This window comes from Staphylococcus sp. FSL H8-0121 (assembly GCF_038008425.1).
Taxonomy (GTDB): Bacteria; Bacillota; Bacilli; order Staphylococcales; family Staphylococcaceae; genus Staphylococcus; species Staphylococcus pasteuri.
The window spans coordinates 1-23570 of the sequence record NZ_JBBOZB010000005.1; the positions used below are offsets into that span (position 1 = coordinate 1).

Here is a 23570-nt window from a genome sequence, read left to right on the forward strand (position 1 = left end):
TTGGGGTCGTTTTGCAAGTACAATTTGTTGATTATTCATTTATTATTCCTCCAGATATTTATTCGTTGCGTCTGATAATGACAAATTACCATTGATGATTTGGAATTCGTGACCTTGTAATGCTTCATCAGTTAATACAGAAACAAGCACTTCTGCTACATCTTCTCTTGTAATAGACGGATTTTGTACATTTTCAAATTGCTCACTCATATTGAATTGTTGCGTTTCATGTTCGTTTGTTAAAGCGCCTGGATGCACGATGGTATATTTTAAACTTGCATGTCTTAAGTAGTCATCCGCATAATGTTTTGCAATGGTATATGGTTTCAAGTCGCCTGACGCATCAAAAGCTTCTCGACGTGAATCGTACGTTGATACCATAACAAAGTGTTGACGACCGACGTGTTCACTTGCTTTAATTGCTTTCACTGCACCGTCTAAATCTACTATGATTGTTTGATCGTCACCTGTGCTTCCACCAGAACCGACGGAAAAAAGGATTTGATCATACGGTTTAAATAATTCTATTAATTCATCAATAGATTGTTTTGCAACATCAATGTAAATTGCATCGATACCATCTGCTTTTAAAGCTTCAACTTGTTCTTCTTTTCTAACACCGGCCGTAAAATCAACATCTCGTACATTTAGTTTACGTATGAGATGTTGACCGACGCCACCATTAGCGCCAATAATTAATGATTTCATGTGTATCGCTCCTTTTTAAAATTATTGATTAGCTAAGATCTTTAAAGCATGTTCAGCAACTGCATGTCCTGATTGAGGATTTTGACCAGTGACAATGCGACCATCTACGACTGCAAAATTACTCCAGTCATCCTCTTTTTTAAAATGTGCACCGTTACTAATAAATTCGTCTTCTAATAAATATGGCATGTATTCAGTTGTACCATTTGCTTGTTCTTCACTATTTGTAAAACCAGTCACATCTTTATGATGAACGAGGTAATCGCCATTTTCTTTAATGTCTAGTAAACCAACAGCACCATGACATACAGATGAAAGAACGCCTTGATTATTGTAAATACTTAAAGCAATGTCATTGAGTTCTTTGTTATTTCTTAAATCCCAAATCGCACCATGTCCACCTGCGAAGTAAATGGCTTGATAGTCATTAGGATTAACCTCTTTCGGAGATAGCGTTTGTCCAAATTTATTCATGTAATCATGATTCGTATAGTATTTCCAGTCCTCAGCACCCATCATTTCAGGACTAAGACTGACTGGATCAAGAGGTACATATCCACCATTGGGACTTACGAAGTCAACCTCATAACCTGCGTCATAGAAATCTTTTGCAAAGTGCGTAACTTCTGAGAACCACGCACCTGTAGGCCTTTCTAAATTATCGTATTTCGCAATGTTTGTGACAACAATTAAAGATTTTTTCATTGTCTTTCCTCCTTATTCATGTTTATATAGAATACAATATCAATTAAACCTTGGTTTAAGAGAAAGGATATGCTTACATGACCCAATACTATATTGAATATGTTTCAGATTATTGCAAAATACCTAAAAGCAAACTACGTTATTACGAGAAAAAGAATATATTAAAACACATCCATAGAGACAGCAATAACCAGCGTTTATACACAGACGACGATATCGAAATGATTAAATTTATCCAGTGTCTAAGGAATTTAAATATGCCATTAAAAGAAATTCAAAAAAACACTGACATGCTCTATCAAAATAAAATAGACATACAAAGTATACTTGGAGCACACCTCGAATTCTTGAATAAACAAAAAAATATGATAAGTGAACATATTTCTCTAATTAGAAAAAAATTGAAAATATAGAATGCTTAGAGCTATCAATTGTATGATTTTCTTGATATAAAGATTAATTAAGAATAAAAATATGATTATTCACATAGTATAGGAGATTTTATTAATACTCAATTTAAAAGTTAGACAAAAAAGGTGAATAATATATAATTAAAAAATCCAAACCCACTCAAATTAAAATTTATATTGTTATGAGTGGGTTTGGATTTTGGATAATTGTCAACTGAATAAATTTATTAACTAAATCATAGTAACAAATGCTTCATAGGGTTTTATATTATCTGTATTAATTTCAGTATCATAGTTATGCAATTTTAAATCGCCCTTGTTTAATTTAAGATCAGTTTTTAGACTTGCTGTTTGATTTGTTAGATTACCGACAATGACTGCTGTTTTATTACTTAATGTGCGAGTATATGCAAAGATACTGGAATTTTCTGAATCAATTAAGTTGAATTCTCCATACGTAAAGGTGTCATCTGATTTTTTAAGTTGAATTAAATCTTTGTAAAATTGCAATATAGAATGATCATCCGCTTCTTGTTGTTCGACATTAATTGAAACGTAGTTAGGGTTGACTGGGAACCAAGGTTCAACATTAGAGAAACCAGCATAATCTTCATTATTCCATTGCATTGGAGTTCGAGAATTATCTCTGTTTTCCATGCGGTGTTTCTCTAATAATGCATCAGTATTTCCGCCTTCTTCTTTAACCATAAGGTATTCATTTTTAACAGATACATCGTTAAATTGCTCTATATTTGTAAACGGAAAGTTCGTCATTCCAATTTCTTGTCCTTGATAAATAAATGGTGTGCCTTGTTGTAGAAAGTAAACAACCGCATGACTTGTAGCTGATTCATACCAATATTTATTATCATTTCCCCATGTAGATACACGACGCGGCTGATCATGGTTTTCGATGAATAGTGCATTCCATCCAGTATTTTCAAGTTTTTTTTGCCAACGGTTCAATACCTTTTTATAAGTTTTAACATCGAAATGAGATTGTCCTGTATTCCATAAGCCTAAATGTTCAAATTGGAAAATCATATTAAATTTACCATTTTCTCTTCCAACCCATTCGTCAGCATTATCGGGATTTACTCCATTTGCTTCACCGACAGTCATAATATCATACTTACTTAATGATTCATCTTTGATTTGTTGTAACCAATCTTGAAGACCAGGGCGGTTCATATCAGCATCAAAAGCCGGGGCATATTTTTTACCTGGAGGAACGGGTAAATCTCCCATTTCCCAAGATTTTTTAAGATGCGTAATTGCATCTACACGAAAACCATCAATACCTTTATCGAACCACCAATTCATCATGTCTATAACTGCATTTCGTACTTCAGGGTTTTCCCAATTTAAATCGGGTTGTTTAACACTGAATAAGTGAAAATAATATTGTCCTGTATTTTCATCAAATTCCCAAGTTGAACCATTAAAGATACTTTCCCAGTTATTAGGTTCAGAACCATCATCCTTCGGATCAGCCCAGTAGTACCAATCACGTTTAGGACTATTTTTACTTGAACGAGATTCAATAAACCAAGGATGTTCGTCTGAAGTATGATTGACTACAAGATCTAAAATTAGTTTTATTCCTTTCTGATGGACCTTATCTAAGAGTTCATCAAAATCTTCCATAGTTCCAAATTCTTTCATAATGGCGTGATAATCGCTGATATCATAACCGTTGTCATCGTTAGGAGAAGCATACATTGGACTTAACCAAATAACGTCAATCCCTAATTCTTTTAAATAATCTAATTTTTGAATTACTCCACGTAAATCACCGATACCATCATTGTTAGAATCATTGAAGCTACGAGGATAAACTTGGTATGCGACAGCTTCTTTCCACCATTGTCTATCTTTAATTTCTGTCATAATTCTCGCTCCTTATCGTTTTATGTTATTACAATGAATAAAATATTAGTATGCTTTATGTTTATTTTTAGCCATTTAAATATAGAAATAACAATTTAAAATATAATCGATTACATTTTAATGTATCAAGTTTTTGAGTTTTTGTAAACGATTACATTAAAGCCGGTTATGTTATATAATAAGTTTAGCTAATTTAGCTCGAATTATATTTAGAAAAATATCTCATTTATTTAGTATTAGCTAAGAGTGAATGCTAGTATAATAACTTTTTTCTAATCAAAGTTGTATATATTGAACAAGGGGGATTCAAGAGTGACAAATATAAAAGACGTGGCTGAACTTGCAGAAGTATCAACAGCAACAGTTTCAAGAGTATTAACAAATACCGGGAATGTATCTATAAAAAACAGAAAAAAAGTTTTAGATGCTGTAGAAAAATTAAATTATTATCCTAATAGTATTGGAAGACAGTTAAGAAAAATGGAAACTAACACTATTTTAGTTGTAGTACCTGATATTACTAATCCTTTTTTTACAAATATGCTGAGAGGAATTGAAAGTATAGCTGGAAAGAAGGGATATCAAATTCTTTTGGCTGATGCTCAAAAGAAGAAAGTAGATAATTATTTTAAATACCTTTATGAGAGGCAAGTAGACGGTATGATCCTATTAACATCAAAGTTAAGTTTAAGAACAATGAAAGATATTTATGATAAATACCCAATAGTGTTAGCATGTGAAACAAGCACAAGTTTAGATATCCCTACAATATCAATTAATAACGTTGAAGCAGCAGAAACAGTTACAGATTTTCTTATTAATTTAGGGCAAAAGAAAATAATACATGTTACAGGATCATTAGATAGTATTTTGGGGAAAAAGCGTTTATTAGGATTTGAAAATAAAATGAGACAGTATAATTATCCAGTTACTAAGGAAACAATTATTGAAGGAGATTTTTCTTTAGAATCAGGATATAAAATTGCAAGACATATTTTAAGTATGAAAGATAGACCAACAGCTATTTTTGCAGCTAATGATGAAATGGCCATTGGAATAATTAAAGTGTTGAGAGAACATAAGATAAATATACCGACAGATATTTCTGTTGTAGGGTTCGATAACATTAAATTAGCTGAAATCATTGAACCTGGACTTACAACCTATTCGCAACCTAATTATGAAATCGGAGAAAAAGCAATGGAGTTGTTAATAGAGATTATAGATAAAAAAGCAATGGAAAGAAAAAATATAATTTTAAATGGTAAGTTAATAGAAAGAAAATCAACTATATCCAAATAAAGTGTAATCGTTTACACAATCACTTTCATATGTTATTATCTGTAAGTAATCGATTACATAATTAACGAAGACTGATGTGTGTAGAAAATATTATATGAAATAACAGTCTTTAAAGTAATCGCATACTTTAAAGACTGTTATTTTTTAAGGAGATTTTAAAATGAAAGACACAGATGGTTTAGGTTATCAATACAGTAGTGAGAAAGAAAAGCCATTGTCAGAAAAATTGAGCTTGCCAATATTGAAAAAGAGCATTATTTTTGCAATGACTTTTGGTTTTTTTGGAGTAAACATGGCATTTTCTTTACAGTCAGCTATGATGGCTAGAATTTTCCAAACCTTAGGAGCGAACCCCAATAATCTTGGATGGTTCTTTATTTTACCTCCGTTAGCTGGTTTGATTATTCAACCATTGATTGGTTATTATTCGGATCGTACATGGACAAGATTTGGTAGACGAATGCCATATTTATTAATAGCCGGTCCTATAGGAGTTATCACACTTGTATTATTACCGAATTCAGGATCACTTGGTTTTGGTTATGCATCATTGTCTGCTCTTTTATTTGGAGCAATCATGACACTTTTTATGGACTTAACTGCAAATGCTTGTATGCAACCATACAAAATGGTTATTGGTGATATGGTTCCTGAAAAACAAAGAGACATGGCTTGGTCTTGGCAACAAATTTTTTCGAATATGGGAGGGATTATAGCAACTTTACTCCCATTCTTATTAACACTTTGGGGTGTATCGAACGTAGCGTCTAAAGGTGAAGTACCTATGACAGTAAAAATTGCATATTATATTGCAGCAGTTGTTCTGTTAATTTCAACTATTTGGACAGTACGTTCTGTAAATGAATATAACCCTAAATTACATGCACAGTATCATGGAATAGAGGAAAAAAGAAATCGTAAAAATTCATTGAATTTATGGCAATTGCTTTTAAAAGCACCTAAACAATTTTGGCAAGTATCTTTGGTTCAATTCTTTACTTGGTTTGCCATTATGTATTTATGGACATATACACCTGGTGCTATTGCTAATAATGTTTGGGGTACTACAGATCCTTCATCAGTAGGATACCAAGAAGCAGGTAACTGGTATGGTGTATTAACTGGCGTACAATTTGTAGCATCTATTTTATTTGGCATAGTAGCTGCATATGCAAAACCTCATCAAAGAAAATTAGTATTAAGAGTTGGTTTGCTCATGGGTGCTATAGGATTTATATCAATTTTCTTTATTCATTCACAGTGGTTATTAATTTTATCGTTCTGCTTAATTGGAATTAATAACCTTACTATGAATACACAAACATTTACATTATTAACTGAAAATACAGATGGAAAAAATGCTGGTGCTTATTTAGGATTATTTAACTGTTCAATTTGTCTCCCTCAGATTATCGCTTCTTTAGCTAGCTTTGCGTTATTCCCGTTGTTTGGTGAATCAATGCCAAACATGCTGTTGTTTGCTGGAATAATGTTATTGGCGGCTGCGGGGTGTGTAAGTTTTATTGACTCCAAGTATGAAAAAACAATAGTGAAATCATAGAAATGCAGATTGTCGACAAATCTTATATAGACTTGTCGACTTTTATATTAACTAAAAGATATTACTCATTTAAATATAATGAGAACTAATAAAAAACTCTATTTACCATCTATTTTTTGGGGGGTTAAAGGGATTATTTAACATTTTATTAGAAATGTTCTGGAATTAAAATATCGAACTATAGTTTATTCTGATTAAGATTCGCACTATCAAGACAGACTCTGGTTGGAAACTCTTAAAAATCATCGTATTTTTCAAAGCTTATCAAGGAAAGGTAATTATTATGATAATACTCCTATGGAGAAGAAATTAGTTCTTGTGAAGGATTAGAATTAAAAAGTCAAGACCCCTGTTGAATACAGAAATCTTACCTTAAAAGAAATAATTTAACCAAAAAGTTCAAATTTTGGTTCACTACAAAATCTTAGCCTCTTTTATTTATTTCTCAGACTGTCGTCTCATCATATCAATCAAGTTTTTAAACACAGATGAGAATTCAATCGCAAAGTGTTCCATATGTCCAATGACTGCTTCATCTGGGATACCTTGTGGAACAAAAATACCTAAATCAATCTTTAAACCATTGTCTTTCGGAAAGAATTGATGCATTGCATATTGATTAATATTCAGTCCAGTATGCGCAAGATACTCCACACCAAAAATAACTTTAGCAGCATTTGGATCGATATCGCCAGGAAGTTTATGTATGTTAGGTTCTAACATTTCAAATTTAAACAAACTTGGATGTTTGTAATTACCAAATGTTTCCATTACAAGTTGCATGTTATCTTTTTGTGAGAGTTCAGGATGAAGACTATATGAACCTTCTAAAGACATACCACTTTCTTGGTCAATATTGCTGACCGTTGTTGGGTTAATACCTTCTACTCCGATGATGACATGACGTTCTTTAAAGGAGGAATACTTTGGCGTACATTGAACAAATGTTTTCCATATAGCATCACTTTCATTTAAACGTTCGTCGTAGATTTCTAGTATTTTATCTGTTCCTAAAGCCAATTTGCTTTCAATTGCTGCTTGTATCAGTTCATCTTCAGTTAATTGATAAAAATTTTGATGAGTTAAGACCTGTTGGTTAAGATAAACGTCCTGCCCTAAATCTATCAATTCTTGTAAGACATGTGCTGCACAAATTGATTTCCAATGTTTAATTTCTTCCCATCGTACTTCTCGACCATTCACGATAGCTTTAATTTCTGAGTTCGAGCGTTCAAATTTACCTTCTTCGGCCAACAAGCTGGCGCATCTGGCACGTTTGTAGCTAGCGACGAAACTATTGGGCAAAATTGTAAACTCAACCGTAAGGTGCCAAAATAAATTAGTTTTCGTGTGAGCGAATCCGAATATTTAAAGTTTCAGCCATTTGTTATATATACTATCTTTTTAAAAAGTCCATTATATCCAATAAATTCACATGCTTTATATGTACATTATGTATGTTTATATTTAACACAAGATTTTCTCACTAAATAATAATTACTCAATTTACTTTTTTTTCGTTTATATTTTAATATAGAGGATAAATTAACTAAAGGAGTGTGATTTAAATGAAAGCAGTGACGTATCAAGGTCATAAAAATATGGAAGTTCGTGAAGTAAGTGATCCAACAATAGAAGAATCAACAGATGCAATTATTAAAATAACAGCTTCAGGTATATGTGGTTCTGATTTACACCTATATCATCAAGGTGATTTATTTATGGATCCTGGTTTTGTTATTGGACATGAGCCGATGGGCATTGTAGAAGAAGTAGGAAAAGATGTTAAAACTTTAAAAAAAGGTGATAGAGTTGTTATACCTTTTAACATAGGTTGCGGCGATTGTTTCTATTGTAATAATGACATGGAATCTCAATGTGATAATTCTAATCCATCACCAGCAAGTTGGAAAATGGATAACGGTGGTCTGTTCGGATTTGGTAGCGCTATGCACGGAAACCATTGGGGCGGTCAAGCTGAATATTTAAGAGTGCCGTTTGCTGACTTCTCTTCATTCAAAGTTCCGGATAGTGATTTGAAAGACGAACAAGTATTGTTTTTATCTGATGTTGTCCCAACAGCTTATTGGAGTGTTGAACATGCAGGCGTAAAATCTGGGGATACTGTTATTGTTCTCGGTTGTGGCCCAATCGGTTTAATGGCACAAAAATTTGCTAAATTAAAAGGTGCTGAACGAGTGATTGCCATTGACAATGTGGAGCATAGATTAAACCATGCGAAAAAATATAACAGTGCTGAAGTATATAATTTTTCTAAAGAAGATAATATTGGAAAGCTACTTCATGAAACGACGCGTGGCGGTGCAGATGTTGTTATAGATTGTGTAGGAATGGATGGACAAGTAGCTCAAGATGATTTAGAAATAAGTTCAAATTCTGCTCAACGAGGTAATATTAGTCCAATTATTACAGCAGCTGAATCAGTAAGAAAATTTGGTACCATTCAATTAACTGGTATTTATGGAACGCCAGCAGATAATTATCCAATAGATTTAATTTTTAATAGAAATGTTCAAGTGAAAAGCGGTCAAGCGCCAGTTATTCATCAAATGCCAAAATTATATGAAATGATTAAAAATGAAGTTTTCGATCCAACAGAAATTATAACGCATACAATGCCTTTAGAAGATGCAAAACAAGCATATGATATTTTTGATCAGAAAAAAGATAATAATATTAAAGTCATTCTAAAACCACAATAACACATAGATAAAGACGCCTTGCTTTGAATAACTCATTCAATGTTGAGGCGTCTTTTACATATATATTTGAAATTCAACATTTTATTATTTAGAAATTTCTTCTAGAAATTCATCTCCCCAGTCACAAATTGCATATACTATTTTATCAAGTGTTTTTCCTATATCCGTTAATTTATACTCAACTTTTGGTGGAACAACTGGGTAGACGATTCTTTCAATAATTTTATCATTCTCTAATTCTCTAAGCTGTCTAATAAGCATTCTTTGATTAATCTCAGGCAGCAATTTTTCAAACTCACTAAGTCGTAAAACTTCTGTTTGTAATAACTGGTATATGATAGGTATTTTCCATTTTCCTCCAATAACAGATAAAGCTAAATCTTTAGCTGTATAAAATTCCTTGTTATTATATTCAATTAACATCTTCTCACTCCTTTCCTACATATAGACTTTTTTGTCAGTACTACATTTTATTATAACGCGACCGTATCATTAAAAGAAAGACAATATAGTCGTTCATATTGTAATAAGGCATTATTCTTTCAATATTTTTATACTGAAAGAACCTATGATGAGAAAAGAGTTGAATGAATATAATAAATATAAACTCATCCAACTCTTCTATTTCTACTGATTGATATAGCGTTTCAAGTGTTTAGATGTCAATGTTTCTGAACTATCAATAAAGTTTTTAGGTGTTCCACTAAATTTGACCTTTCCACCATCCAAACCAGGACCTGGGCCGACATCGATGATCCAATCTGCTTCACACATAATCGATAAATTATGTTCAATCAAAATAACAGTATTGTTTCGATCAATTAAATCATCAAAACACTCCATCAATATAGGGATATCCGATTCATGTAAGCCTGTGGTTGGTTCATCAAAAATAAAAATATTATTCTTTATCTCTTCATCTAAATGTTGTCCTAGTTTCACGCGTTGTATCTCTCCACCAGACAAAGTGGATAAAGGTTGTCCAAGTGACATATAATTCAAACCTGTTTTACTTACAGATTGTAATTTTGACTTAATATCATTCTTTTTATCAAAGAAAATGATACCTTCGTCAACCGTCAAATCGAGAACATCGGCGATTGAATACCCCTCTATGGTAGCATCTAATACTTCTTGTTTATAACGTTTGCCATGACAAACTTCACATGTCTGTGAAAAATCACCCATAAAAGCAAGTTCCGTTTTAATATACCCCTTTCCACCACAATTTGGACAGGCACCTTTTGAATTATAACTAAACATAGCTTTATTTAAGCCAGTTTCTTTACTGAAAAAGCTTCTTACACTATCAAAAACACCTAAATACGTTAATAGATTAGATCTATTAGATCCTTGAATTGCTTTTTGATCAATAAAGATGGTATGGTCATTATTTTCAAAACCTGCTTTAACAAGGGTACTTTTACCTGAACCAGCAACGCCCGTTAAGACTGTTAATACATGTTTAGGTATAGACGTTTTTACGTTATTTAAATTGTTTTGTGTCACAGGACCGATATTATAAAAATGGTTAGCTTCACGAATACTCTCTTTTAAATTATGCTTGTTACGTAATGCGTTACCTGTCGAAGTATTTGAAGATAGTAATTCATTATATGTGCCTTCAAATGTGATTTCACCACCATTTTTTCCTGAACCTGGACCCATATCTATGATATAGTCTCCTTCTTTAATGACATCGGGATCATGTTCAACAATTAACACAGTATTACCTTTGTCTTTTAAAGATTTTAAAATTTCATTGATTTTAGCTATATCTTCTGGGTGCAAGCCAACACTTGGTTCATCTATAATGTAAACTAAATCTGATAAAGAACTATTTAAATGACGTATTAATTTAAGACGTTGCGCTTCACCGCCTGATAATGTCGTTGTTACACGGTTAAGCGTTAAATAACTTAATCCAATATATTCTAGTGCTTCTAACTGCTTTTTGAGAGGATCAATAATATATTTAGCTGTTGGATCCTCTAATTTATTAAGAAACTCTAAATTTTCCTTAATTGTCATTTGTGTAAAATCAGAAATATTTTTACTCATAATTTTAGAACTTAATATTTTCGAGTTTAAACGTTGACCTTTACATGTAGGACATATTTTATTATTTACTACATTTTTAAGATGTTTGGCGTAGCGTTTCTTATTAAATTCTTTATCGCCTAAAAATATTCTACTGAATCTAGGTATTAGTCCTACATATTTAGCTGACTTTCTCCATTCTTTCGGAGGATTTTTTAACGTCATTGGCTCTTGATATAAAAATAATTCTAATTCATCTTTTGTATAGTCTTTCAATTTTTTATTATTATCAAATAAACCACTATCTCGATAGGCTTTACCACGCTCTTTATCTGGTCCAAAAGAAGGAAAGTCTATTGCACCTTCATTTAAAGACTTATCCCAATCTAGCAACTCATCTAAGTTAATGTCTTCAATATATCCTAATCCTTCACAAGTTTTACACATGCCCTTAGGACTATTGAAGGAATATGCATCTGAATATCCAACAAACGGTTCGCCTATTCTAGACCAGAGTAATCTAACGGAGGCATATATATCCGAAACCGTTCCTACCGTAGAGCGAGAATTCCCATTGAATCTTTTCTGATTAATCGTCATTGCTACAGGAAGATTTTTAATTTTTTTTACTTTCGGTCTGGGTTGTTGATTTAAATGAAATTGAATATAACTGGAATAACTTTCATTTAGTAGCTGTTCAGATTCCGCAGCAATAGTATTAAATACTAAAGATGATTTCCCTGAACCAGAACGTCCTGTAAATACGGTTACTAAATGTTTTGGGATATTTACATCTATGTTTTTCAAGTTATTTTGTGAAGCACCTGTAATATTAATAAAATCCATTAAATATCCTCCTTTTATAATCTTTATAACATTGATTATTGCATATTAATCAATGATTAACTACTCATTCAAAAGACGACGACTTAAAGTCTTGTATATTACAAATTATTCCACCAATTCAATCCATCTTCACTAAGTAATTTTTCACTTTCTTTAGTCCATAGCTTCCAGAGATATAATTAGGAAACTGTGGCTGTTCTTGTTTCCACACATTTTCAATATCATCAACAAATTTCCAAGAATGTTTTAATTCTTCCCAACGCGTAAAGTTTTTTTGTTCTCCAATTAATGCATCGTAAATAAGATTTTCATACGCATCAACTGTATTCATTTTATCTTTAATCGGCATAGTATAATGAAGCTTCACTTTTTGCATTTCATTATTTTGATTACTTTTCTTACCATTCACACATAAAGAAAATCCTTCATTAGGTTGTACGTTGAGGACTAATAAATTTGGTGCATCCTGTTCACAATTACTATAATATAAATGCATAGGATTTTTTAAACTTTATAATGATTTGGATAGATTTTTTCTTCATTCTTTTTCCTGTACGAATATAAAATGGAACACCAGCCCATCTAGAGTTTTGAATTTCTATTTTACCTGCTATAAAAGTTTCAGTATCAGATTGTGAATCTACATTAGATTCATTTCTATATGCAGGAACGAACTCATTATTCATCATTCCCCCATCATATTGACCACGTACGAAATTTTTTTAATTTCATTCGGATTAAAACATTTCAAAGATTTTAAGACTTGAACTTTTTCTTTTCTTATATCACTACTTTTTCTACTAATTGGAGGTTCCATTGCAAGTAACGAAACCATTTGTAATAAATGATTTTGCACCATGTCTTTTAGAGCGCCACTCGATTCATAGTAAGAACCTCGATCCTCTATACCTAGAGTTTCTGATGATGTTACTTGTATATTGGAAATATATTTATTATTCCAAAGTGGTTCAAATATAGTGTTTCCAAATCGAAGACGTTCGATATTTTGAATCATCTCTTTACCTAAATAGTGATCAATTCTAAAGATTTCCTGTTCTTTAAATGACTTCCTTATTTGATTATTTAATTTTTCAGCAGACTTTAAATCATCACCAAATGGTTTTTCTATAATTATTCGTTTAAATCCTTGCACATTAGTTAATCCAGTCTCTTTCAAATAGTTTGTTACAATTCCAAAGAAGTTAGGAGACATTGCAAGATAGAATAATTGGTTCCCTTTTAGATCAAACTTATCATCAAGTTCTAAACTCATTTGTAACAAATCTTGATAACTCTCTTTAGTATTAACGTCTTGTTGTTTATAAAATAAATGTTCTAAAAACGCATCAATCTTCTTTGGATTTTCAATGTTCTTTTCTATAGCTCTTTTAACTTGAACTCTAAATTCATCAGTAGTTAATTTGTTTAAACCTGTACCGATAATTGCGAGTGAATTCTTAAAATAACCTTTTTGAAATAAATTATATATATAGAGGGAAATAATTTTCGATAACTTAAATCGCCTGTCGCTCCAAATATTGTTATAAGGGCAGAAACATTTTTTCCAAAATCAATACCTTCTTTCTATTGTGGTTAAATTTTTAATATTATTTTTTGAATATATTTTAACCATCATAAAGAAAGCAGTAAAAATATATATTCTTAGATATTTTTATTGCCTCCTTTGTTTATTGAATTATCAAATATTCGATAATTTAAATAATAACTACTCCTCAATCCACTGAGTATGATATACACCGTTTTTATCTTTACGTTCATATGTGTGAGCTCCAAAATAATCGCGTTGCGCCTGTATTAAGTTAGCAGGTAAGTTTTCTGAGCGATAACTATCATAATAGTTAATACTCGCAGAGAAACCTGGTGTCGGAATTCCATTTTTTACAGCAGTTGTTATAACATCACGTAAAGCTTCTTGGTAGTTTGTTGCAATATTTTTGAAATATGAGTCTAGTAATAGATTTTGTAGATTCTCATCTTTATCATAAGCTTCTTTGATTTTTTGTAAGAACTGAGCTCGAATAATACAACCTTCACGCCAAATCATTGCTAGTTCTCCAAGGCGAATACTCCATTCCTGATCTTTACTTGCTTTTTTTATTTGATCAAACCCTTGTGCATATGAGCAGATTTTACTTAAATAAAGTGCTTTCCGTATATTTTCAAGGAATTCTTCTTTATCTTCATAAAAGTTAATTTTCGGTCCAGACAATTGTTTTGATGCATTAACACGTTCTTCTTTTAATGAAGATATAAAACGTGCAAACACAGATTCAGTAATAATAGTAAGTGGTATCCCTATATCTAATGCATTAATAGCAGTCCACTTGCCTGTACCTTTTTGTCCTGCAGTATCTAAAATTTGCTCCACGAGGGGTTCTCTAGTTTCCTTATCTAATTTATTAAAAATATCGCTAGTTACTTCAATTAAATAACTCGATAACTCCCCCTCATTCCAACGTCTAAATGTTTGGGCTATATCTTGATGTGACATCCCTAATAAATACTTCATAAGTGCATAACTTTCTGCAATTAATTGCATGTCGGCGTATTCAATGCCATTATGTACCATTTTCACATAGTGTCCTGAACCATTTGGACCAATATAAGTCACACATGGATTACCATCTTCAGCTTTTGCTGATATAGATTCTAAAATATTACTCACTTGATAAAATGCTTCTTTTGGTCCGCCAGGCATAAGTGATGGGCCATTTAGGGCACCAAATTCGCCACCTGACACTCCCATTCCAATAAAGTGAATACAACTTTTAGCTAACTCTTTATTTCTACTAATTGTATTTTGATAGTTTGTATTACCACCATCAATTACAATATCTCCTGGATCTAAGAAGGGCACTAAATTTTCAATAGCTTTATCAGTAGGTTCACCAGCTTTAACCATTAGTAATATCTTTCGTGGCTTTTCCAGTGAAGATACAAAATCTTCAAGTGTATAAGTTGGATGTATTGTTTCATTAGAATGTTTTATTAACTCATCAATTTCTTTAGATGAAATACTATAAACAGAAACACTATGATGATTTGATTTAATATTTTTAGCAAGATTCTTACCCATGACTCCTAATCCAAATACACCTATATCTTTTTTCACTGTATCTCTCCTATCATTATTGTTTTAATCTTTTTTCTAATTATTTTTTCTTATCTTCAAAACCAGGTTTACCTAATAATGCAAACATATTTTGTTTATATGCTTCTACACCAGGTTGGTTAAATGGATTAACGCTTAGTTGGTATCCACTCATGGCATAAGCAATTTCAAAGAAGTAAACGATATAAGCAAACGTTTCTTCATCTAATTAGGGTATGTTAACGACGATATTAGGAACGCCACCATTAGTATGCGCTAATAATGTACCTTCAAAAGATTTCGTGTTAACCTCATCTATCGTTTTACCAGCTAGATAACTCAAACCATCTAAATTATCATTGTCTTGTTCGATAGTAATATCGTGTTTAGGATGGTTCACTTTAACAACCGTCTCAAATAAGAAACGACGCCCCTCTTGAACATATTGTCCTAAAGAATATAAGTCAGTTGTGTAATTGGCGCTTGAAGGATAAATACCTTTACAGTCTTTGCCTTCTGATTCACCGTATAATTGTTTCCACCATTTATTGAAATATTGCATAGAAGGTTCATAGTTAATTAATATTTCTGTTGTATAACCTTTGCCATATAAAATATTACGAATCGTTGCATATTGATACGCGATATTTTGGTCTAAATCTTCTGATGATAATTCTTCGGGTGCTTTAGCCGCACCAACCATGATTGAATCGATATTAATACCGGTTGCGGTAATCGGTCATAAATCGACTGCTGTTAGAACGGAAAATCTTCCACCGACATCATCTGGTACTACGAATGTTTCATATCCTTCATTATCTGCTAATTGTTTAAATAATCTAAATGCAACAGCTGGTTCAGTTGTTGTCGCAGATTTAGAAATCACATTTACTGAAAAATCTTTATATGCTAAGTAATTGATTAATTCTTTCTTATAACTTGATGATAGATGATTACCTATAAATACGATTTAGGATATTTCGTACTTGTTCTAAATGATGAAGTTAGCATCTCAATCGCTGCATGCAAACCTAGATAAGAACCTTTACAACGAGCACGTCAGAGTTCAATTTAATACGTTTTGACGCTTCCACAATTCTTGAAAATTATTATTTATCGTAATCAACAGGTAAGTCTAACCAACCTAAAAAGTCATTCCCTGCGCCTGTCCCTTGATGAATGGTATGATGAATTGTTTTAACAATATCTTTCTGTTGATCTAATTCATGTTTATCGAAAAATTCTAAAGTCTTACTGTAATCGAATTGAATATGAGTCACCTTATTCTCTCCTTTAAAATTGAACTATTAAATTAATTGTTTTTTTTATTTACAATATTAACGAGTGATATAAAAAATGTTTTCAAAAATCGATTACCCTATATTTATATCAATAGTATTTATATTTGTTAATACTGAAATTTTTGTCATATAAATCCATATTAATACACATAGACTTTTTAAAATTTAAAACATGACTAATTTGTCAGTATTGTTTAAAAACAGAATCTATGTAAAATTAGTTATACCAAATATTGAAAGGTTGATATAAAATGAAATTACAATTAGCTATTGATTTATTAAATAAAGAAGAAGCGGCGAAACTAGCTCAAGAAGTGGAAGAATACGTCGATATTGTTGAAATAGGAACACCGATTGTAATAAACGAAGGTCTACCTGCTGTTGAATTATTGAGCAAATCAATTAGTAAAGCCCAAGTTTTAGCAGATTTAAAGATTATGGATGCTGCAGATTATGAAGTGAGTCAAGCTGTTAAATTTGGTGCTGATATTACTACTATTTTAGGAGTAGCTGAAGATGCTTCTATTAAAGCTGCAATTGAAGAAGCTCATAAGTATAATAAAGAATTATTAGTTGACTTAATTGCTGTACAAGACATTGAGAAACGCGCAAAAGAATTAGATGAAATGGGTGCTGATTACATTGCCGTACACACAGGTTATGATTTACAAGCACAAGGTCAATCTCCACTAGAAAACTTACGTAAGGTTAAATCTGTAATTAAAAACTCTAAAGTAGCTGTAGCTGGTGGTATTAAACCTGATACTATTGAAAGCATTGTTGCTGAAAACCCAGATTTAATTATTGTAGGTGGTGGTATCGCTAATGCTGATGACCCTAAAGCAGCAGCAAAAAGTTGTAGAGATGCGATTGAAGGTAGATAATCATGACAGAATTCAACAATTACAACCTGATCGTTGAAGAGTTAGAAAGCACATTTTCACAACTTGAAAACAATGTATATCAAGGATTTGGACAACTCGTAACTCAAGCCCCTCGAGTTTTCGTTGCTGGTAAAGGGCGTTCTGGTTTTATTGCAAATAGTTTTGCTATGCGATTAAACCAATTAGATAAAGTGTCCTACGTTGTAGGAGAAACTACAACGCCATCTATTAGCAATAATGATTTATTTATTATTATTTCGGGGTCGGGCTCGACTGAGCATCTACGTTTGCTTGCAGAGAAAGCAGATTCAATCGGAGCAATAATAGCACTCATTACTACAAAATCAAATACAAAAATCGGCCAATTAGCCGACTTATCAGTAGTTCTACCTGCAGGAACAAAACATGATGCAGAAGGTTCAATGCAGCCACTTGGAAGCTTGTTTGAACAATCTTCTCTAATATTTTTAGATAGTGTGGTTTTAGGATTAATGTCTGAAGATGACATTGATGAAACTATGATGCAACAAAATCATGCCAACTTAGAATAAAATTTTTTATGGATAGCGAAATATATTGAACTTTTTATATTATTTCACTTAACAAAAAGAACCTTAACTCATAGTTAAGGTTCTTTTTGTTATGGCATTTCACACGCTATGTAACTCTAAACTTTATATTAATTTATCTAAAACCATCATCTCATCATAATTTATAGATTTACTAACTTGAAGAGCTATATTCCAACTTACTTTTCCTGACTCAATAAGCTGATTAAGAACATTTCTTTGTTCGTTCAATGCAGTTAATTTAATTCGATATACTGTTATATGGTTATGATCTTTATAATTAATTAAATTGGAATTTGCTAATGTTAAATTATCATTTCGCATTAAATAACTGTCACAAACTTGCATAACTTCCAACTCATTATCATTTGTCGTCTCTTTAGACAAACGTTTAGCGATATTATAGTAAATTATTCTCATTACATTTGCTGTTTTCTCCGAGATTTCACCTCTATTTAAATTTCGTTTATTTTTTGACTGGTCTGTAAACTGCTTACGCACTATCGTTAATTCAAACCATATCAATACTCTTTTAAATAATGAAGCACGATTATACCTTTGTCTATGATCTGTATAAGTACAGTAATCATCAAATTCATTTTGTGATAATTTGTTATCCTTTATCAATTGATTAAGTGTATCCATTTCTGTTTCAAAAGCAATATGACGAAGACGATTTAATTCTCTTGGGTTTTCTGTGTTTTGTTTCGAATATTTCATGAACTTTATACGATCATGATAACTTTTTATAACACTACCATATTTATATGATGTTCTTGGTGTCGATTGATTTTTTAGATAATCAATAGTACGTTCTAATATGAGAATTCGAGTTTCTATAAAATTCAATCCTATAACTTTATTTTCTTCTATATTTGTAGTAAAAACAGGTAAAAGTACTTGAGCTATAATTAAACTAATAATAATCATTACTGATGCAATAAATAATAAATCATTTCTAAAACTGAAAGCATGACCGTCATTTGTAAAGGGCAAGGTCAGCGCAATTGCTAAAGAAATAGTGCCATGTACGCCACATAAGGTCATAATTAGAGAATACATACCTCTATTAGTATGTTGTTTATTTTGCGAGTTCTTATGTTTTGAATAAAATAATGGATAAAATGAATAAACCCACAAAAATCTGAAACCATAAATTAGTAATGCAATAATAAGCGTAATCGCTAATAAAAATGCTAGGTTTTGTGGTTCTGATGCAATAATATTTTGGATACTTTTAGGCACAGTATAACCTAAAAGTACGAATACAAAACCATTTAATAGATAACTTAGTAAATTCCAAGTTTGCGTATAACTTAATTGTAGCTGAGCGCTAAATTGAGCTATACGATCGCGTTCAAATCCATGTACTAAACCAGCTACTACAGCTGCTATAATTCCAGAAGCATGAAACATTTCTGCGATAACAAATGTTATAATGGGTGTTAATAATTGTATAAATACAAAAATATTATTATTTTCAATACCTTTTAAAGAAAGCGAAATTCTTAATCTAACAAGTGCAACACCTATTATTGCTCCTACAAAAAGACCTCCAATAGCAGAAATTAAAAACTGACTCATAGCATTTGAAAGTGAAAAATCTCCAGTCATTAATGCAAGAATTGCTATATTAAATGAAATAATACCTGCGGCATCATTAAATAGTGATTCTCCTTCTAAGATAGTCATAGACCCTTTTGGTAATAATTTACCTTTTGTAATTGTTGATACCGCTACTGCATCCGTAGGACATAATACTGCAACGATAGCAAAACTAGCAGCTAATGGTAAATCAGACCAAATACCATGTATTATAAAACCTACGCCAATAACGGTAAAAAAGACAAGGCCAAGCGCCATAAGCATTATAGGTGTTATATAAAGACCAAAACTTTCTCTCGATACATTGACACCATCTACAAATAATAATGGAGCGATTAACAACAACATAAATACCTCTGTATTAAAATCAAAATGCACTGGAATAGGTAATATAAATATTAAAATCCCTATAAAAATCTGTATAAATGCTAAGGGGATTTTTTTTATAAATAATGAATGAATTAATGAAGCTATAACTATAGCTATTATAAAAATCAAAAGTCCTTCAACTGTTTCCATATCAACCCTTCTTTCATTTATTCTGTTATTAAAATGAAAATTCCTTTTATAGTAAGAGCTATCTTTTAAATATAGGATAGTTTTTAACTACAAGGCAAGTATATTATTTAATAAAAAATTTCTTATTAAATTGTTAATTAGCTTGCATAACAGAACTTACGTTCAGTTATTGGCTTGAGGTGCTTTTTATGATTCCAAATCCTAATGCCCCAAATAAGTATAAATATGAAACAGATTACAGAAAAATACCTAGAGAATATTTAAATCTTAGAATTCCTCATGGCCATAGAAAAATCAAATGGCAAGCTTTTGATCCTCTCCCTTAACAGTTTGAAATTTTAAACAAAATTATTCAAAATCAAGATAAAATCGAGAAATCTTTATTAACAGAAGATGCTCTGAATGACATCAATTCTATTTTTCATTTGAAAGTAAAATACAATGAACTATGGAACTATGTTCCATAATGTAATGAAAGGTTTATAAAAAAGCAAACAAATATTTGTAAAGTTATTGTAATCATCGTAATATTACTTGTAATTAACAATTTATAAAATATGGAGTGATAAAAATGAAGACAATGAGTAAAATTATTCTTTCAACAGGTATTTTATTATCAGGAGTAACTTTCAATATTATTAGTATAGAACCCCCAATAACACATGCAGCGACAACACCTCATTACACATATAATGGATATGCTGGATACAATGCTAAATTTGTAACTGAAAAAGCGTTTATTAACGCATTAAAACATAATAATGTTACTTTTAATAAAGTTAAAGTCGATGCAAAAATTCAAAACTTTAAAAGTGGAAGTACTTTAACTTACCAAAAGAAATATGATCAAGAAATTGAATATATTAATAAAAAACCTGATTCTATAACATTTATGTTACATAATAAAAACTTAAAAGTCTCTGATGTGAAAAAAGCATATGCTGGATATAAAATGACTAATGATAAGTTACATGGAGGAATTATTTATAATGTAAATGGAAAACAAATTAGTTTTGCATATAATGGTAAATACGTTGAGAAAGTTATGATTGGTAGATATCACGCATAGTAATTTTTGATTTTAAAAGATTATGAATTATTTTAAATACAAATGATGTTATAAAAACTGAAATTATTTCTGAATTTTCAGTCTTCTGTATTCAGTTGCATATTATATACAAATTAAATACCCATAATCCATGATTATCGAAAGTTATATACCGTCGTGTATTTGAAGATGATATAATATAAAAGTCGCCTACCTCTCAGGCGTCAGTTCCGACGCAGAGAGGAGGTGCTAATCTATGCTAGAAATCCTTGTTCACATCACGACCACAGTCATCAGTGGTTGTATTATTGCGGTATTTACGCATTGGCTACGTAATCGCAATAATAAATAGGCGACCATAGCCACACCTAAAAAATCCCCTCACTACGGCAATAGTGAGGGGATTGGTGCATCTATGCTAGTTTCCTTGTTAACTAAATTATAACACTGTTGAGTGGAGAAATGCAAAATAGAAGAAATAATAATGATTGGGAAGAGATAATATGAAAATCCTCTTAATTGAAGATAATATATTTATGGGGGAACTAATCCAAAAAATGTTAAAACTAAAAAAATATCAAGTGCATTGGCTTAGAAATGGTATTGAAGTAATGGAATACTTATCAGATACTTCTTATGATATTTTATTAGTGGATTGGATGTTACCTAAGCGTAGCGGACTTGAAATTATTAAAGAAATACGAGATAAAAATATAAATATTCCTATTATTATGTTAACCGCTAAATCACAGACTGCTGATAAAGTTTCCGGGTTAAACATAGGTGCGGATGATTATTTAACAAAACCGTTTGAATTTGAAGAATTAGAAGCACGTATACTGGCAAACGTTAAACGTTTCTCTAGGACACAAACTATGCAACAAAATACTAAAAAGATAGGAAATATAACATATCACTATAATCAGCATCAATTTACCATTAACCAGAGAATTATTGACTTAACACTAAAATAATATCAATTATTAGAATTATTATTTTTGTATGAAGTGGTACCTAGAAATTTAATTATTGAAAAAATTTGGAATATTGATCAAGTAGTAACAAGTAATAATGTAGATGTATTAGTTAAACTACTTAGAAGTAAATTAAAAGCAATAAGAGCTTCTCTAAAAATTAAAAATATACGTAATATTGGATATAAATTGGAAGTGAGTGATTAGTGAAAAAACATTTTGGAAAACGTTTTATTAAGTATGTAGTATTATTAATCTTATTGTTGATTGTATTATTCGTTTTTATTATTTTTATATTTAATTTTAATATCAATAAAGAAATTAATGAAACAGCAGAAAATCAAATAACCAGTATAAAACATGCCATAGAACAGCATGATAATGTGAATCAAGGACATGATTATTTTATTGTAAAAAAGCATAAGGTTATAAGTAATCATACTCCTTTCTCTATAAGAGAGCTTCAAAACAAATTTATTGGAAAAGAAAAAAATAATATTGATAAAAGTAATAAAGGTATTTTCGATGTTAGGAAAAAAGTAATTTCAAATCAGCGAATATTATATAGTCTGGCAAATGTTAAGGATTTCTATGAAACTAAGCAAGTGTTAGTTAATGTACTAACGATTGGATTTGTTTTTGCGTTTATATTAATGGCAATGCTGGCATATTATTTAGCCCGACAATCAGTAAAAGCTTATGAACAACTAATGAATGAGCAACAACTGTTTGTGCAAAATGCATCTCATGAAATGAAAACACCAATAGCTTCTTTTTTATTGAGTACACAATATTTAGAAATGATTGAAGGTCATAATATAAGCATGGAAAGTAAGCAAACATTGCAACAAATGAAAACGGAAGCACAATATATGCAACAACTCATCGAATCTATGTTAATTGATACTAATGAGAAAAATGAAATAGTACCTATCAATGTTTCAAAAAGTTTTGATGAAGTAATTCGAACAGCTGAGCATGTCTATCAATCAACGATAGAAAGACGCTATAAGTCTCACTTAATATTTACTATGCATTCATTACATGCTAAGCAAATTATTAATATTTTAGTCGAAAATGCTTACCGTCATAACACTAATAATACTAAAGTGAGCGTTAGTGCATTCAAGAATTTTAATGGGTTACAAATAGAAGTTTCAGATAATGGTATCGGTATTCCAGAAGAGGAACAACAACATATTTTTAAACGCTTTTATCAGGTTAATCAAAATCAGAAAGGCTCAGGTATTGGATTGGCACTTTTATATAATATTGTTAAGCAATATCATGGGACTATTGAGGTAAAATCTATAGTAAAACAGGGTACAACTTTTATTATAAAATTATAAAAATTTCAGTTTCATTTCAGTTTT

Annotated in this window: 18 protein-coding genes and 6 pseudogenes; 13 read left to right on the top strand and 11 right to left on the bottom strand. The window is 31.0% G+C overall.

The genetic code is table 11. From position 1 onward, the window contains the following. Positions 1–42 precede the first annotated feature (42 nt). Entirely contained in the window at positions 43–708 is a 666-nt protein-coding gene (locus tag LFT63_RS11780) for an NAD(P)-binding oxidoreductase (protein ID WP_340769347.1), read from the bottom strand. A 21-nt stretch (positions 709–729) separates the two neighbouring features. Next, on the bottom strand, positions 730–1413 hold the full coding sequence (locus tag LFT63_RS11785; protein ID WP_089589889.1) for a DJ-1/PfpI family protein: 684 nt from the start codon (positions 1411–1413) through the stop codon (positions 730–732). Between the two features lie 77 nt (positions 1414–1490). Here LFT63_RS11785 and LFT63_RS11790 point away from each other — a divergent pair, with 77 nt between their 5' ends. Further along, positions 1491–1826, top strand: coding sequence for a MerR family transcriptional regulator (locus LFT63_RS11790; RefSeq protein ID WP_047211174.1), 336 nt, complete (start codon positions 1491–1493; stop codon positions 1824–1826). Positions 1827–2054: 228 nt separating this feature from the next. Here the strand turns inward: LFT63_RS11790 and LFT63_RS11795 are convergent, their stop codons facing one another. Continuing rightward, positions 2055–3713, bottom strand: coding sequence for an alpha-amylase family glycosyl hydrolase (locus tag LFT63_RS11795; protein ID WP_089589888.1), 1659 nt, complete (start codon positions 3711–3713; stop codon positions 2055–2057). A gap of 312 nt (positions 3714–4025) precedes the next feature. On the opposite strand from LFT63_RS11795, the gene LFT63_RS11800 reads away from it, so the two are divergent. Next, positions 4026–5015, top strand: coding sequence for a LacI family DNA-binding transcriptional regulator (locus tag LFT63_RS11800; protein ID WP_340769358.1), 990 nt, complete (start codon positions 4026–4028; stop codon positions 5013–5015). A gap of 160 nt (positions 5016–5175) precedes the next feature. Further along, the gene (locus tag LFT63_RS11805; RefSeq protein WP_445684208.1) at positions 5176–6576 is read left to right on the top strand and encodes an SLC45 family MFS transporter; all 1401 of its coding nucleotides are present in this window, start codon (positions 5176–5178) and stop codon (positions 6574–6576) included. Positions 6577–7014: 438 nt separating this feature from the next. Here the strand turns inward: LFT63_RS11805 and LFT63_RS11810 are convergent, their stop codons facing one another. Continuing rightward, positions 7015–7833: a hypothetical protein gene (locus LFT63_RS11810; protein ID WP_340769360.1), complete on the bottom strand. Its 819-nt coding sequence runs from the start codon at positions 7831–7833 to the stop codon at positions 7015–7017. Positions 7834–7848: 15 nt separating this feature from the next. Between LFT63_RS11810 and LFT63_RS11815 the strand changes: the two are divergent. Together LFT63_RS11815 and LFT63_RS11820 are read left to right on the top strand one after the other, a co-directional pair. Continuing rightward, positions 7849–7911 (top strand): annotated as a pseudogene (locus LFT63_RS11815) (plasmid mobilization protein); the annotation flags it as partial. A gap of 233 nt (positions 7912–8144) precedes the next feature. Next, on the top strand, positions 8145–9299 hold the full coding sequence (locus LFT63_RS11820) for a zinc-dependent alcohol dehydrogenase (RefSeq protein ID WP_072291879.1): 1155 nt from the start codon (positions 8145–8147) through the stop codon (positions 9297–9299). An 84-nt stretch (positions 9300–9383) separates the two neighbouring features. Here LFT63_RS11820 and LFT63_RS11825 read toward each other — a convergent pair whose 3' ends face one another. From LFT63_RS11825 to LFT63_RS11850, 6 genes and pseudogenes are all read right to left on the bottom strand, one after another. Then, positions 9384–9722, bottom strand: coding sequence for a winged helix-turn-helix transcriptional regulator (locus tag LFT63_RS11825; protein WP_089589884.1), 339 nt, complete (start codon positions 9720–9722; stop codon positions 9384–9386). A 118-nt stretch (positions 9723–9840) separates the two neighbouring features. Beyond that, positions 9841–9915, bottom strand: a pseudogene (locus LFT63_RS11830) (winged helix-turn-helix transcriptional regulator); the annotation flags it as partial. A gap of 11 nt (positions 9916–9926) precedes the next feature. After that, entirely contained in the window at positions 9927–12185 is a 2259-nt protein-coding gene (locus LFT63_RS11835; protein WP_340769365.1) for an excinuclease ABC subunit UvrA, read from the bottom strand. A 98-nt stretch (positions 12186–12283) separates the two neighbouring features. Continuing rightward, positions 12284–13760, bottom strand: a pseudogene (zwf, locus tag LFT63_RS11840) (glucose-6-phosphate dehydrogenase). Between the two features lie 151 nt (positions 13761–13911). After that, positions 13912–15318, bottom strand: coding sequence for an NADP-dependent phosphogluconate dehydrogenase (gene gndA, locus LFT63_RS11845; RefSeq protein ID WP_089589882.1), 1407 nt, complete (start codon positions 15316–15318; stop codon positions 13912–13914). Between the two features lie 40 nt (positions 15319–15358). Next, positions 15359–16577 (bottom strand): annotated as a pseudogene (locus LFT63_RS11850) (glucose-6-phosphate isomerase). 272 nt (positions 16578–16849) lie between these two features. On the opposite strand from LFT63_RS11850, the gene hxlA reads away from it, so the two are divergent. Together hxlA and hxlB are read left to right on the top strand one after the other, a co-directional pair. Continuing rightward, positions 16850–17482, top strand: a complete 633-nt coding sequence (gene hxlA, locus LFT63_RS11855) for a 3-hexulose-6-phosphate synthase (RefSeq protein WP_340769368.1) — start codon at positions 16850–16852, stop codon at positions 17480–17482. A 2-nt stretch (positions 17483–17484) separates the two neighbouring features. Further along, a complete protein-coding gene (gene hxlB, locus LFT63_RS11860) occupies positions 17485–18033 on the top strand; it encodes a 6-phospho-3-hexuloisomerase (RefSeq protein ID WP_089589880.1) in 549 nt (182 codons plus the stop codon). A 123-nt stretch (positions 18034–18156) separates the two neighbouring features. On the opposite strand, the gene LFT63_RS11865 is transcribed toward hxlB, so the two are convergent. After that, positions 18157–20175, bottom strand: coding sequence for a cation:proton antiporter (locus LFT63_RS11865; RefSeq protein WP_340769371.1), 2019 nt, complete (start codon positions 20173–20175; stop codon positions 18157–18159). A gap of 188 nt (positions 20176–20363) precedes the next feature. On the opposite strand from LFT63_RS11865, the pseudogene LFT63_RS11870 reads away from it, so the two are divergent. The 6 genes and pseudogenes from LFT63_RS11870 to LFT63_RS11895 form a co-directional block, all read left to right on the top strand. After that, positions 20364–20624 (top strand): annotated as a pseudogene (locus tag LFT63_RS11870) (YolD-like family protein); the annotation flags it as partial. A gap of 122 nt (positions 20625–20746) precedes the next feature. Next, positions 20747–21244 (top strand): immunodominant staphylococcal antigen IsaB family protein, encoded by a 498-nt coding sequence (gene isaB, locus LFT63_RS11875; protein WP_089589879.1) that lies wholly within the window; start codon positions 20747–20749, stop codon positions 21242–21244. A 235-nt stretch (positions 21245–21479) separates the two neighbouring features. Further along, entirely contained in the window at positions 21480–21575 is a 96-nt protein-coding gene (locus LFT63_RS11880) for a type I toxin-antitoxin system Fst family toxin (protein ID WP_154840945.1), read from the top strand. Positions 21576–21726: 151 nt separating this feature from the next. Continuing rightward, positions 21727–22197: a response regulator transcription factor gene (locus LFT63_RS11885; RefSeq protein WP_340769376.1), complete on the top strand. Its 471-nt coding sequence runs from the start codon at positions 21727–21729 to the stop codon at positions 22195–22197. A gap of 12 nt (positions 22198–22209) precedes the next feature. Continuing rightward, positions 22210–22404 (top strand): annotated as a pseudogene (locus LFT63_RS11890) (helix-turn-helix domain-containing protein); the annotation flags it as partial. Further along, positions 22404–23546: a sensor histidine kinase gene (locus LFT63_RS11895; RefSeq protein WP_340769379.1), complete on the top strand. Its 1143-nt coding sequence runs from the start codon at positions 22404–22406 to the stop codon at positions 23544–23546. The pseudogene LFT63_RS11890 and the gene LFT63_RS11895, both read left to right, overlap by 1 nt. The last annotated feature ends 24 nt before the right edge of the window (positions 23547–23570 follow it).

Bases quoted from the DNA above. Each gene is read 5' to 3' on its own strand.
- LFT63_RS11780 (WP_340769347.1), bottom strand. From the start codon at position 708: ATGAAATCATTAATTATTGGCGCTAATGGTGGCGTCGGTCAACATCTC.
- LFT63_RS11785 (WP_089589889.1), bottom strand. From the start codon at position 1,413: ATGAAAAAATCTTTAATTGTTGTCACAAACATTGCGAAATACGATAAT.
- LFT63_RS11790 (WP_047211174.1), top strand. From the start codon at position 1,491: ATGACCCAATACTATATTGAATATGTTTCAGATTATTGCAAAATACCT.
- LFT63_RS11795 (WP_089589888.1), bottom strand. From the start codon at position 3,713: ATGACAGAAATTAAAGATAGACAATGGTGGAAAGAAGCTGTCGCATAC.
- LFT63_RS11805 (WP_445684208.1), top strand. From the start codon at position 5,176: ATGAAAGACACAGATGGTTTAGGTTATCAATACAGTAGTGAGAAAGAA.
- LFT63_RS11820 (WP_072291879.1), top strand. From the start codon at position 8,145: ATGAAAGCAGTGACGTATCAAGGTCATAAAAATATGGAAGTTCGTGAA.
- LFT63_RS11825 (WP_089589884.1), bottom strand. From the start codon at position 9,722: ATGTTAATTGAATATAATAACAAGGAATTTTATACAGCTAAAGATTTA.
- LFT63_RS11835 (WP_340769365.1), bottom strand. From the start codon at position 12,185: ATGGATTTTATTAATATTACAGGTGCTTCACAAAATAACTTGAAAAAC.
- hxlA (WP_340769368.1), top strand. From the start codon at position 16,850: ATGAAATTACAATTAGCTATTGATTTATTAAATAAAGAAGAAGCGGCG.
- hxlB (WP_089589880.1), top strand. From the start codon at position 17,485: ATGACAGAATTCAACAATTACAACCTGATCGTTGAAGAGTTAGAAAGC.
- LFT63_RS11865 (WP_340769371.1), bottom strand. From the start codon at position 20,175: ATGGAAACAGTTGAAGGACTTTTGATTTTTATAATAGCTATAGTTATA.
- isaB (WP_089589879.1), top strand. From the start codon at position 20,747: ATGAAGACAATGAGTAAAATTATTCTTTCAACAGGTATTTTATTATCA.
- LFT63_RS11880 (WP_154840945.1), top strand. From the start codon at position 21,480: ATGCTAGAAATCCTTGTTCACATCACGACCACAGTCATCAGTGGTTGT.
- LFT63_RS11885 (WP_340769376.1), top strand. From the start codon at position 21,727: ATGAAAATCCTCTTAATTGAAGATAATATATTTATGGGGGAACTAATC.